Origin of the sequence: Thermococcus sp. AM4, from assembly GCF_000151205.2 — an archaeon.
Classification (GTDB): Archaea; Methanobacteriota_B; Thermococci; order Thermococcales; family Thermococcaceae; genus Thermococcus.
In genome coordinates, this window is sequence record NC_016051.1 from 805,022 (window position 1) to 817,007 (window position 11,986).

Annotated in this window: 11 protein-coding genes and 1 rRNA gene; 7 read left to right on the forward strand and 5 right to left on the reverse strand. The window is 55.7% G+C overall.

The window, feature by feature from the left end; translation table 11 throughout:
- Positions 1 to 12: 12 nt before the first annotated feature.
- Together TAM4_RS04440 and tsaA are read right to left on the reverse strand one after the other, a co-directional pair.
- Positions 13 to 696 (reverse strand): HAD family phosphatase, encoded by a 684-nt coding sequence (locus TAM4_RS04440; protein ID WP_014122047.1) that lies wholly within the window; start codon positions 694 to 696, stop codon positions 13 to 15.
- Positions 674 to 1,339: a tRNA (N6-threonylcarbamoyladenosine(37)-N6)-methyltransferase TrmO gene (gene tsaA, locus TAM4_RS04445; RefSeq protein WP_014122048.1), complete on the reverse strand. Its 666-nt coding sequence runs from the start codon at positions 1,337 to 1,339 to the stop codon at positions 674 to 676. The genes TAM4_RS04440 and tsaA overlap by 23 nt, the downstream gene beginning before the upstream one ends.
- Before the next feature lie 119 nt (positions 1,340 to 1,458).
- Here tsaA and TAM4_RS04450 point away from each other — a divergent pair, with 119 nt between their 5' ends.
- The 5 genes from TAM4_RS04450 to TAM4_RS04470 are packed head-to-tail and all read left to right on the forward strand — an operon-like array spanning position 1,459 to position 7,310.
- A complete protein-coding gene (locus TAM4_RS04450; RefSeq protein ID WP_014122049.1) occupies positions 1,459 to 2,433 on the forward strand; it encodes a MoxR family ATPase in 975 nt (324 codons plus the stop codon).
- Entirely contained in the window at positions 2,423 to 4,381 is a 1,959-nt protein-coding gene (locus TAM4_RS04455) for a hypothetical protein (RefSeq protein WP_014122050.1), read from the forward strand. Before TAM4_RS04450 ends, TAM4_RS04455 begins: the two co-directional genes overlap by 11 nt.
- The gene (locus TAM4_RS04460; protein ID WP_014122051.1) at positions 4,362 to 5,174 is read left to right on the forward strand and encodes a hypothetical protein; all 813 of its coding nucleotides are present in this window, start codon (positions 4,362 to 4,364) and stop codon (positions 5,172 to 5,174) included. The genes TAM4_RS04455 and TAM4_RS04460 overlap by 20 nt, the downstream gene beginning before the upstream one ends.
- Positions 5,171 to 6,418 (forward strand): DUF58 domain-containing protein, encoded by a 1,248-nt coding sequence (locus tag TAM4_RS04465; RefSeq protein WP_048149978.1) that lies wholly within the window; start codon positions 5,171 to 5,173, stop codon positions 6,416 to 6,418. Before TAM4_RS04460 ends, TAM4_RS04465 begins: the two co-directional genes overlap by 4 nt.
- Positions 6,399 to 7,310, forward strand: coding sequence for a hypothetical protein (locus tag TAM4_RS04470; protein WP_148258617.1), 912 nt, complete (start codon positions 6,399 to 6,401; stop codon positions 7,308 to 7,310). The genes TAM4_RS04465 and TAM4_RS04470 overlap by 20 nt, the downstream gene beginning before the upstream one ends.
- Here TAM4_RS04470 and TAM4_RS04475 read toward each other — a convergent pair.
- A complete protein-coding gene (locus TAM4_RS04475) occupies positions 7,261 to 8,526 on the reverse strand; it encodes an adenosylhomocysteinase (RefSeq protein WP_014122054.1) in 1,266 nt (421 codons plus the stop codon). The genes TAM4_RS04470 and TAM4_RS04475 overlap by 50 nt on opposite strands.
- A 53-nt stretch (positions 8,527 to 8,579) precedes the next feature.
- On the opposite strand from TAM4_RS04475, the gene TAM4_RS04480 reads away from it, so the two are divergent.
- Positions 8,580 to 9,146: a cyclase family protein gene (locus TAM4_RS04480; protein ID WP_014122055.1), complete on the forward strand. Its 567-nt coding sequence runs from the start codon at positions 8,580 to 8,582 to the stop codon at positions 9,144 to 9,146.
- On the opposite strand, the gene TAM4_RS04485 is transcribed toward TAM4_RS04480, so the two are convergent.
- A complete protein-coding gene (locus tag TAM4_RS04485; protein WP_014122056.1) occupies positions 9,141 to 10,148 on the reverse strand; it encodes a hypothetical protein in 1,008 nt (335 codons plus the stop codon). The two genes, TAM4_RS04480 and TAM4_RS04485, sit on opposite strands and share 6 nt — an antisense overlap.
- 103 nt (positions 10,149 to 10,251) lie before the next feature.
- Positions 10,252 to 10,373, reverse strand: a 5S ribosomal RNA gene (gene rrf, locus TAM4_RS04490).
- 83 nt (positions 10,374 to 10,456) lie between these two features.
- Here rrf and TAM4_RS04495 point away from each other — a divergent pair.
- Positions 10,457 to 11,983 (forward strand): hypothetical protein, encoded by a 1,527-nt coding sequence (locus TAM4_RS04495; RefSeq protein ID WP_014122057.1) that lies wholly within the window; start codon positions 10,457 to 10,459, stop codon positions 11,981 to 11,983.
- Positions 11,984 to 11,986 lie beyond the last annotated feature (3 nt).

Consider the following 11,986-nt stretch of genomic DNA (forward strand, 5'->3'; position numbering starts at 1 on the left):
GCACCACCGGGACTATTCCGATCCCGTTCCTAATTGGTTTTTCGCTCGAAGTCCCTTGACGAGCTCCACCAGCTCCCAGAGGTCAGACACGTAGAAGTCCGCACCGGGGACGCGCTCAAAGCGCACGATGTTCACCGTCCTTATCCCCGCGTTTCTCCCGGCCAAAACGTCGTTGGAACTGTCGCCGACGAGCAGGACTTCGTTTCGTTTCAGGCCGAGTATCTTAAGGGCCTTGTTCAGCAGGTAGGGGTTCGGTTTGACGCCGTCGAGGTAGGAGTAGTCCTTTCCGAGGATCACGTCGAAGTGCCTGTCGAGCCCAAACGCCTTGAGTACGAGCTCCGTATTGTCCTGAGAGGCGTTGCTGACGGCCGCGAGCTTCAGACCGAGGTTCCGGAGCTCTCCAAGGGCCCCAACGTCCGGGAAGGGTTTTATCTTCCCCGCCCTCAGGAGTCTTTCCCGATAGGCCCTGTTTGCCCTGTCCATCGCCTTCCAGAACTCAACGTGATCAATCCCGAACCGCTCAACGTACTTCCTTGAGAGCTCTCCCCGAACTATCCTCCTGAACGTCTCCCAGTCGAGGAGAACACCGAGTTTTTCCATAGCGGGCTTTCCGACCTCCTCATACCATCCCCGCAGGGTGTAACCCTCGTAGTAAACGAGGGTCTCGTCAACGTCAAAGATCAGAGCCCTGAGCATGTGACCCCGCCCCCAGCTTGTCCCTTATCTCCACCGGCAGGCCCTCGTAGACCTCCTTGAGGGCATCGATGAGCTCGACGAGTTCTTTAGCGGTTAGAGTCGTCGTCTTCGGACCGATTTCGAGTATCAGCGCATCGTATTCCTCCGGCGAAACCTCCTCAAGCTCGTCTAAATGCTCCGCTTTCCTCGGGATTATGTTCACCTCTCCAATCATTCTACCGGCCCTTATCTCGGCTTCCCGCTCCTCTATCGGCACCTCCTTGGGGCAGTCGTAGCGCTCGACGAAAATCTTGATGTCCACCACGGGAGTTCCGTCGAGGGCGTCAATCTCGTCTATGTATAGCCTCCCATCCTCGATGCGGTGTATCCTGACGGTGTAGAGAGCTATCGGATTCGGCCTGTAGGGCGAGCGCGTGGCAAAAACGCCGGTGAGCGGGTTCTTTGGGTTTCCGTAGGGGTGCACCTTGAGGATTTTTCTTCTGGCGGGCGTGTCGCTCTCGTGGAACCAGAGGACGAGCTTGACCCAGTCACCTTCTCTGAGGCCCTCCGTTGCCTCCCGGAACTCGGGCAGGATTTCGATGTGCGTTTCCCCGCTTTTCCTCACGAAGCCGACGGGGGTTATTTTGAAGGGCTCGAAGTTCATGGGCACCACATCTTTAGTTCACGGGGGATCTTATAAATCCCAGCACTCCGCAACTTTTAAAAATGGCTGTTGTTTTCAAAATACAAAGGTAAATTGAAAACATTTGCGAGGTGTAGACAGTGAAGCCCAGCAGGTTCAGGAGTATTGTGGAAGAGATAACGTCCACGATATCTTCGGTGTACATTGGAAACGAAACGCCGATAAGAAAGACCCTTGCAGCCCTTCTCGTGAACGGCAACGTTCTCTTTGAAGACTATCCGGGACTCGGCAAGACCCTTCTCGCCAAAGCCTTTGGAAAGACGCTCGGACTCAGCTACACGAGGATCCAATTCACCCCGGACCTCCTGCCCGCAGACATAATAGGAACCAAGGTGTGGCGCCACGATAAGGGGGTTTTTGAACTCGTTAAAGGCCCAATTTTCACCAACGTCCTGCTCGCGGACGAGATAAACCGGGCTCCCCCAAAGACCCAGTCGGCACTGCTTGAGGCCATGGAAGAGAGGCAGGTGACGATAGAGGGGGAAACCCACAGGCTTGAGAGGCCTTTTTTCGTCATAGCAACCCAGAACCCCATAGAGTTCGAGGGAACGTACCCGCTCCCGGAGGCCCAGCTTGACCGCTTTCTCCTCCGTCTGAGCGTCGGTTACCCCAAGAACTTAGAAACCGAAATAGCCATCATGGAGGCCCGCCTGCGCTGGGGCAAGGACGATCCCACCGGGGACATAAAACCTGTGATTGACAGGGAAACCCTCTTAGAAATGCAGGCCCTCGTCGAGGAGAGCGTCTTCGTCGGACGGGAAATCCTGACCTACATTGCGAGGCTTGTAAGAAACGCGCGTTCTGACGGAAGGGTTGAGGCCGGCCCGAGTCCAAGGGGAGCACTTGCCCTGATGAAGATCGCCAAGGCCAACGCTTTAATGGAGGGAAGGGATTACGTCATCCCAGACGACGTAAAAGCCTTCGCAATCGAGGCATTGGCCCACAGGATAGTCATAAAACCGGAGCGTGCCTTTGAGGGCGTCATGGGTAGGGATGTGGTTTTGAGTGCCCTCCAGAAAACACCTGTACCAAAGGGAGAGAACGATGAGGCGTGAGGGATACGCTCTGATGTTGCTCCTCTTCATTTTCCTCGCAACCTTGACCCTTGGATACGGGAGTTCTTTCAACTCTGGAGACGGCAGTAAAACGAGGAACATCATAAGTGAACTCCTGAAAGAAACATCCAACAAAACCGAAAAAGTTAGCGGTTTAGATTCTGGAATCAACGGAAAGCCGACTTTGATGGAACCGTTCACCCCCCATCGTAGTGGAAATCAGGAGCCTGGAATCCCACCGACCGACTTGAAGTTCACCCCAACTAACCTGAAGGTTCAATGTCCTGTTGCAATCCTGCCGAGGGATCCCATGCTGGTCTGCGTTAAACGGCCCGCCAAGAGCGTTCCACTTATCTCCTGGAGCTTCCCCCGGGACTTTAAGATGGTGGTCTGGTACAGGGGAACGTACTACATCCCCTACATCAAAAGCCCCACTGGCCCGGACTACCTGAAGGGCATCAACGGCCGGCCCCGGTATAGCCTCGACACGGAGACCCCAATCGTCGTAACGACCTATGGAATCTCAAAGAGGTTCAGGGTTTACACCAACTTCACGGGCCCGCTCAACTATACCTCCGGACTTCCCCTTAAGGTTGAATCCTGGACTGAGAGCGGCTCCACAGTCCTTTACACATTCGAAATCCCTCCCCTTGATAGAAACTACACCCCTGGTTACTATCCCGTTTTCATCTCCATCCAACCCAAAACCGGCAGGACCGTTCTCCTCATGTGGATAGCCCTCCTTGAAAAGCCCTTCGTTAAGATAACAAAATACCCCAATGTCCTTGCTGGCAACGGTGATCTTAGAATGTCAGTTTCGGGAACCGTTGTTTACCCAAACGGAAGCCCAGTCAATGACGGTATTATCACCGTAACCCTCAACAGGACAAAGAACACAACGGGCACTATAGTCGGTACCGTTCGGATCAGCAACGGCACGTTCAACCTGACCGCCGTCATCCCGGAGGGTGAAACGCCCGGAAGCTACCACATAATCGCCCACTACAGCGGTTACCTCGCATACCCCTCCAACAGCGATCCGGTAGTCAGGATAAAGAGAGTTCCAGAGGTCAGACTTGAGCGTCTAAACGGGACACTCGAGATTTTTCTAAACTGGAACGGCAATCCCCTGCCCAACAGGACGATAACCATTGTCGCTGGAAACCTGAGCACGAATCTCACGACCGATGCAAAAGGCCGCGCATTCCTCAGAATCGACAACGCCACAGGAACCATCAGGGTGGTGTATTCTGGGGATAGCCTTTATTTACCCCTCGACAGAACATTTAAAATTCCCCCCGCGGGAAAAGGTGGGAAAACGGATTCCACAGGTAAAAAGACGAGGCACTTCCCCAGCGCTTCTCAAATCCTGGGGTTAGCAAAATTAGCATCCGGACTTTTCATAGGTGCGGGCCTCGTCTACGTTGTGATGAAGCGTAAGAACCTCCCCAAACTCCCCCTACAATCCCCACTGGCCAGTGAGGAGCCTTTAAAAGTTCTCCGGCCGACCAGGAGGGTTTTCCTGCTCGATGAGCCGATAAGGATCGTGCTGAACAGGCCCGCTGAAGCCTTCCTTGACGGGGAGCCCCTTGGGAAGGGGGACACGTTTGAACTCCGGCCGGGAGTTGGAACCCACGTCTTCTCGTCAGAGAGCATTAGTTTTGAGTTCTATGTTCTTCCCCCGCGAGAAGCCGTGATTAAGGCCTACAATCTTCATTTCCTCCCCTATGTGGAGTCCCGGGGAGTGCCCACCGGGAGAAGAACTCCCTTCGAAATAATTAAGGATCTCAGGGGAAAGGGGCTTAATGAATCGGCCCTTGAAGAGATCGCGCTACTCTTCGTTCTCGCCGACTACGCGGAGCGTCCCCTCAGGACCCGTAGCTTCCAAGAGTTCATAAAAGCCCTTGAGAGACTGGGGGTGTTCGATAATGGAGATGAAGAAGGTTAATTCAGCCATCTCAACGGTCTTCACCTGGACAGTAATCGGTTTGATGTTCATGAAGGATCCCATCCCTTCCATTCTACTCGGCATCGGAGCGGGGGTTGCAGTGTTCGCCCGATATGCCGGAAGATACCGCGACCTCCTCATCCGGGGTGCTGGGTTTGGAATAGGTTCCATCGCGTTTCTCCTTTACCCCAGTTCCCGGTGGTACAGGTGGTTCTTCGTTTGGATCACCGCGTGGGTTGCAGTCTCCTATATCCTCTCCTATCTTCTGAGGGCGAAGTTCAAGAGCGACTTCGTTGAAAGGAACTTCCTCGCGTTCCTCTCCGTGGGGGCAGTCTTTTCGTTCCTTCTTGCGTACCCGGATCCGAGGGGAGCACTGCGTTTGCTGATCCTACTAACTATAAGCGCGCTGATCCTTTACTTGACCTATGCCGTCTCCACGTACATTTCCTCACACTTTGGAAGGGGGTCGCGCATTAAACCTCTCCCGCTCCACTCTCTCAAAGTTCGAGATGACCACTACTCAAGAGAACTCAAAAAGATCATAAGCACCTTCGTTGAGAACGGAGACAAAGTTCCCCTGGCAGTTTTCCTTATCAGAAACGCTCCGGAGGGCCTAACCGAAGACCAGATTCGCGAAATCGTGAGACCAATCGTTGATTACTCGCCACCTCACGTATCTTCCCTGTTGCCTCCCTGGGTTGCCGAAAAGATTATGGAGGAGGAAAGGGCAAGGAGAGCCGAGGTTCTCAGGCAGACCCTTAGAAAGCTCGGCTTTTTGGGGGTTGACTCATGAGGCGGATGAATGTCCTCCTGCTAATTACTCTGACCCCGTTCTCAATCGCCCTTCTTACGGGAATTTTTGGCCTCGCGTATGCGAGTCTGATCCCGGCGTCAATACTCGCGTACTCCCTGGTGGTGGAACCCCCCTCTGGTTTCCACGTGGAAAGGACTGTTGAGGCGGATAAGATAGCCGTCGACAGACGGGCCAAGGTTCGTGTAAAGCTCACCGTTGAGCGGGGCGCGGGTTTGGTTTTCATCGGGGACGTTGCATCCCCCGGACTTCGGGTTTACGGCCGAAACCGCAGGGTTTTTGTAAAGCTCCCGAGACGGGTTCTGAAGGTCGAGTATTCCTACGAGGTCTCCCCCTGTAAAAGAGGCCTCCACTCAATCTCGCCTGTGGAGGTTATAAGCCAGGACTTCCTTGGAGTCCTCGGAACTAACTACGAGATATTTGAAGACGAGGTAACAATAGAGGCAAGACCCGCTGTCAGCAGTCCCAGGATGGACCTTCTAAAGAGGACTCGGGCCAGAAGACTTGGTCTGCCCCTTCTTCTTTCCCGCAGGGGCGCGTCGTCTAGAGAGTTCAAGGAGATCAGAAATTACCTGCCGGGAGACCCGCTCAATGCGGTTAACTGGAAAGCGACCGCCCGCCTCGACGTTCCCCTCGTCAATGAGTATGAACCCGAGGGCATGGCAACGGTCATGATCTACGCGGACACGACGGCCGAGATGGGGACGGGGGACATCTTCAACGGGGCCCTCGAAAGCGCCCTCAGCCTCTCGCTTTCCCTGGTCTACACCCTTCTCCGGGCAAACCTGAAGGTCGGCCTTTACCTGGCGGGCTCCGAAAGGCTCGTGACACCGAGAATTGGAGCTCAGGCGTTTTCAAGCTTTATGAGGGCCGTTCTTTCCGCAGGCCCATCCCCCAATCCGGAACCGATAACACTTGCAGTGGAGCGCTCAAAAAAGGCAGGAAAGATAGATCTCGCGGTAATCATAACTCACATTACCCCCTACAAGGTCCTTGAGCTGAAGGAAGCTATCGAAAAGCTCAGAAAAACCTTCAATTGCAGGGTTCTGCTCGTGGATATCAACCCGTATGGGGCAATGGACGAGGATCTCATGCACCTTTCGCGCATTCACAAGCGAAAGCTTGCCAGGAAACTTGGAGTGCCCGTGATAGAGTGGATCCCCTCACGGGAAAAGTCGAGCACGGTCCTGAAGAAAATCTTAGGGGGTGCCTACTTTGCGCTTTAGGGTCTCAACGAATTCACTCAAGCTCGCCGTTCTGGTCTCGTTGCTCCCGCTGGCATGGTTGGCTTCACTGACGGGCGTCCTTCAGTTGCTCGCTCAGACAGTGGAGGCCCAATTGGGGATCCCTGTTCCTCCCCTGCTTGCGGGAATTGTCATCGTGCTCGTTCCCGCGTTTGCATACACCTATATAACAGGAGATCTGTTTAAACTCTTTCTCGCGGCACTTGCTCTATACCTACTCCCGGCGATCTTTGGAATGGACTTTGATCTGCTCGATAGATACGTTCCCGGGGCTATCGTGCTGTTTACCGGTTTTCTATTGGCGCTCTTTATAGCGTGGATTGAGCGAGATCTCGGTTATGTCAGGAATGAAGAGAGAGAAGGACTTTTGATCTTGGCCCTTCGCGAGGTTCTCATGCCCCTGCTCCTAGGAATACTGCTGACGGTTCCGCTCCTGTGGCGCAGTTCCTTCGGAAAACACCCGAGGAACCTTCTTCCCCTGGCCTTTCTGCCTCCACTCCTTCTCTTCGCCACCATGACCTTTGCGCTTCGCTTTCGGAGAGACCACAACGAGGTGCCGCGATCCCCTAAAAAGTCCTATCTAATCCTCCGCACCGCGATGAAGGCGGGAGATTCCTTCGTTATCGACATCCAGGAGAGAACTGAGAGGAGTGTAACGTTCGCTTTATCGGGAGGCTTTCCCGTGCACCGACCGGTACTCCTTAAGATTGAGTGGAACAACGAACCCCCCGAGGTCGTTGTCCTCAGATCCCCCTGGGACACAAGAATCCTCCTAAAAGCGGGGGAATTAAGAAAAGGAGAAGAGGATTACTTTCTCTACCTCCCTACGTCCCGTGCTCCCAGCTCTCTAAGTATTTTCTCTGCTCCTCCGTGAGCTCCTCAATCTTTATTCCCATTGCGCTTAGCTTAATCCTCGCGACCATCTCGTCAATCTCCCTCGGCAGGACGTAAACTTTGGGCTTAAGCCTCTCGTGGTTCTCCTTGATGTACTGCGCCGCCTTCGCCTGCAGTGCAAAGCTCATGTCCATAATCTCCGCCGGATGGCCGTCGGCCGCCGCTAAATTGACCAGCCTTCCGTCGGCTAAGAGGTAGAGCCTCCTTCCGTCCTTAAGCTTGTACTCCCTGATGTTGGGCCTCGGCTCGCTTATCTCAACGGCGAGCTCCTCCAGGTCGGGCTTCCATATCTCAACGTCGAAGTGGCCGGCGTTGGCGAGGATTACCCCGTCCTTCATCAGCTCGAAGTGCTCCCTGCGAATGCACTTGATGTTGCCCGTTGAGGTGACGAAGATGTCGCCTACCTTTGCCGCTTCCTTCATGTCCATGACGAGGAATCCGTCCATCCTCGCCTCCAGTGCCCTAATCGGGTCAACCTCAACAACGATTACGGTAGCGCCGAGACCCCTTGCCCTCATCGCTATTCCCCTTCCGCACCAGCCGTAGCCGACAACGACGACGTTCTTTCCTGCGACGAGCAGGTTGGTTGTCCTTATTATGCCGTCCCACGTGGACTGGCCGGTTCCGTAGCGATTGTCAAAGAGGTACTTCGTGTAGGAGTCGTTCACCGCTATGATCGGGAACCTCAGAACCCCGTCCTTCTCCATCGCGCGGAGCCTGATAACGCCGGTCGTGGTTTCCTCGCTTGCGCCCCAGATGTCGTCTATCAACTCTTGCCTTTCGCGGTGAACGGTGCTTATCATGTCCGCGCCGTCGTCTATGATGATGTTGGGCCTTATATCCAGAGCGCGGTGCATGTTCTCGTAGTACTCCTCCCTGCTCTCGCCCCTAATCGCGTAGACCTTGACGCCGGCCTTGGCTAAGGCCGCGACGACATCATCCTGCGTGCTCAGCGGGTTGCTGGCGGCGGCAGAAACCTCCGCTCCTCCGGCCTTGAGGGTCAGGAGCAGGAAGGCGGTCTTCATTTCGAGGTGAAGGGTTGTGGCGATTCTGACGCCCTTAAAGGGCTTCTCCCTCTCGAACTCCCCCCTTATCGTCTGGAGAACGGGCATGAAGCGCGAGACCCAGTCAATCTTCTTCTCCCCGCTCGGTGCGAGCGAGATGTCCTTAACACAGTAATCCTTCGTGCAGTCCATATCAATCACCGGTGGGTTTTTAATTTCCGGAGTTAAAAAGGGTTGGTGTTGGCATGATAGTCGACCTCTCGCTCCCCCTCGGAGAGGACACGCCGGTTTACCCCGGCGACCCTGAGGTGAAGGTCAAGCCCTGGGCCTTCATCGAGCGCGACGGCTACTACATGAATGCCCTCAAGCTTGGCGAGCACTCCGGGACGCACGTAGATGCTCCGGCTCACTTCATCCCCGGCGGGAAGACGGTAGACGAGATGCCCCTTGAGAAGTTCATCGGCGAGGCCTTCGTCGTTGACGTCCGCGATGGGGAGGGAACCGTCAAGCTCGACGAACTGCCCGATTCAGGTTATTACGGGAAAATCGTCCTCTTCCTAACCGGCGGAAGGGAACTTTCGCCCGAGGTCGCGCTATTCCTCGTGGCGGAGGGGGTTAAAGCCGTTGGCACGGACGCGATGAGCATCGGCGACGAGACGGTTCACACGATTCTACTCAGCGAAGAGGTGCCGGTGTTCGAGAACCTCGTTAACCTCGATATCCTGCTCGGGAGGACCTTCACCTTCGTGGCCTTTCCCCTGAAAATCGAGGGCGGCTCCGGAAGTCCGGTAAGGGCGGTGGCACTGCTATGATTCCTCGGACTCCTCGCGCTCGAGAAGCATCTTGAGGGCCTGGGACAACTTCTCGTTCTTCTCGCGGAGGGCAGCGTTTTCCCGCTCCAGTTCATCAAGACGCTCCTGGAGACGCTTCAGCTCGCTGAGTAGGGGGGCAACCTTGGATTTTGGAACGTATTCCTCCTTCATGCGCCTGACCGCTTCGAGCGCTTCCTCAAGGGAACCGGCCCCCGTCAGCCGGAGGAGCTCACGTTCGGCCTTTGAGAGCCTTCCCGTCTTCTTCTCGTACTCCTGGACCCTCTTCTGAAGCTCTTCAATTCTCCTGTTCAGCTCGGCGTAACTGGAGAGCTTCTTCTTCAGCTCAGCAAGTTCTCCCTCCTTTCTCTTGAGGGCCCCCCTGAGCCTCTCAACCTCTCGTTTCAGCTCGTAGTTCTCGATTATGAGCCTCTCGTGGCGCTCCTGCAGCTCCTTCAGGGATTTCGCGAGATCCCCGCTGAAGCCCAGAATAGAGCCCTCAAGCTCCCTTATGCGCCGGTCCACGAGTTCCTCGACCTTCTCCTCGATGAGGCGGAGGTAGCTCTTCTCGAACCTCGCCAGTATCTCGGCCTGGTTCATCTCGAGCTTTTCCTCGAGCTCGTTTATCCTCGGCAGGAGGTTGCTTATGCCCTCTATGAGGAGGGTTTTCCTCTGGACATCGCTCAGGCCCTTTTCGAGAACGTTTATGCGCTTCTCCAGCGCGGAATCGCGCTCCCTCATCTCGGTCCTCGTGTCCTCAAGCTTCTGGCTCAGGGACTCGATTCGCTCCCCGAGGAGACCGCGCTCGATGTGAAACTCCTTTATGAAAGAGGCCAGCGCCTGGAGGGAGAAGAGTGAGTAGTCGCCTAACTTTTCGGCCTCCGGGACGACGGCCTTAACGGTATCCCAGTCCCTCAGGGTTTTAAGCTCCGAAAGAATCTCTGGATGCCTCTCCCGGAGGTAGTCCCATGTAACTCCCTGCTTTCCCTTGTCGAACATTCCCATCAAAGTGTTCAACGAATCCAGAACTTATATAGCTTTTGTGTAGGCGGTTCCTAAGGACGGAGGTAACGCAGGTGTTAGAAGAACCCAGCACGGAGAAATTAGTGGCCGGCGGCGTTCCCGGTTTCCCGCCCCCTCTCGGAGGGCAGTACACCCGGGAACGCAGGCGGGCTTAACTTCCGGGGTCGAAACGAGACCGGGTGTAACCCCGCCGCCATGGCCGCCGTGCCGATACCTCCCTCCAGAGATGACTTTATAAACTTTGCGGTCCGGCAAAGGTTTATCAGATCCAACCGCCAATCTAAAACGCCATGGAGGAGCTCTACCTTGAACTCATGAGGATCGCAAGCCCAATCGGCGAACCCCTGACACCTGAAAAGAGAGCCCGGGATTTCATAGCCGAACTGCAGGGGACTCCCAACGGGGAGGAGATAACCGTAAGGGGCTTCCTGCTGCTCAGAAAACCTCCAAACGCACCCAAAGATGCCGCGTACTACCTGCTCTCCGCCCTGAGCCCGAGCGAGCTCAGAAAACTCCCCAGCAGCGCCCCGAGACCATACATCGTCGTGAGGATCGGGCCGGAAACATCGATAGGGGGGAAATTCCTCTCGGGCTCGTACGTTGAGGTCAGGGGGATCCTTGAGCCGTACCCATGGGGAAACCTCCGAATGATCCGGGCCCTCTCGCTGAGGAGCGCGGACTACTCGGACTACTGGAAGGACTACAGGGAGATGGCACTCGGCCCGAACGAGGTGGAGGAGCTCATCGAAAGCTCGATATACACCAACAGGGAGTTCCAGCTGGGCCTCATCTACGCCCTCTACGGCTCGCCGCCCGTGCTCGAGTCACCGAGGGGATGGAGCGAGGGGTACGAGCTCTCGATCCTCGGTCAGAGGGGCCGGGAAGGTTCACTGCTGACCCTCTGGAGGATCCTCAGGTTTCTCTACACAAGTCTCCCCGAGGAGCTCAGGTTCAGGAAGGGGAAAAGGAGCGTCTTTACCGACGGTTTCCTTGACCTCGATTTCAAGATCTTCGATCCAAACGGCACGCCGGTGAGATACTACGTTCCGAGAACCCCCGGAAAAGTGAGCAGGTACGCCGAAAGGATGATCCTCGCGAAGAAACTCGCCGGGATGCTCGCCCTTCCGAAGAGGGCCAGCCCGACAGACGGCCTGAGCAGCAGGGCGGAGACACCCTTCGTCTTTATTCCCGAGGAGGACGAGCGCCCTTACCTCGAAAACGAGTCCATGCTGAGGGACTACCTGCCGAACCTGATCGTCACGATCTTCGTTGAGAGGGAGCGGATAAAGAGCCTCTCGACGTCCGGAAAACTTGGGGAGACATTCCAGAGAAAGTTCGAGGACTGGCTAATGGAGAAGAGAAACGAGTACGGGTGGGCCTTTGACGTGCTCACCATTCCCGGTGGCGTTTTTGACGTGGGAATACGCTACGAGCTGAGCCTTCGGCTCCTCGGATCGATGGCGAGGCTGGATGGGAAGGTCAGGAGGAGCCACCTCGGAAGGGTAAAAACGCTCAACGACGAGATCCTCAACGACTGGATGGCGGTTCTCTCGTCCATGCCCCAGAGCGAACTCCAGAGGCTGCTGAAGCTTTACAGGGGCTACATGCCCGGCGATCATCGGGCCGCAAAGGCGCTCCAGCTCTTCAGGAACCTCGCCTCAACAACCTTCACGGGGGAAGTTGCGAGGGAAACGTTCAGGGCCGAGCTCATAAGGGCAGGGTTCTCCGAGGAAGCCGCCGAGAGGATCATCGAGACGCTCGTGAGGGAGGGCTACCTCTACGAGCCCTCCGCGGGAGTTCTAAAGCTCGTTCGGTGATGG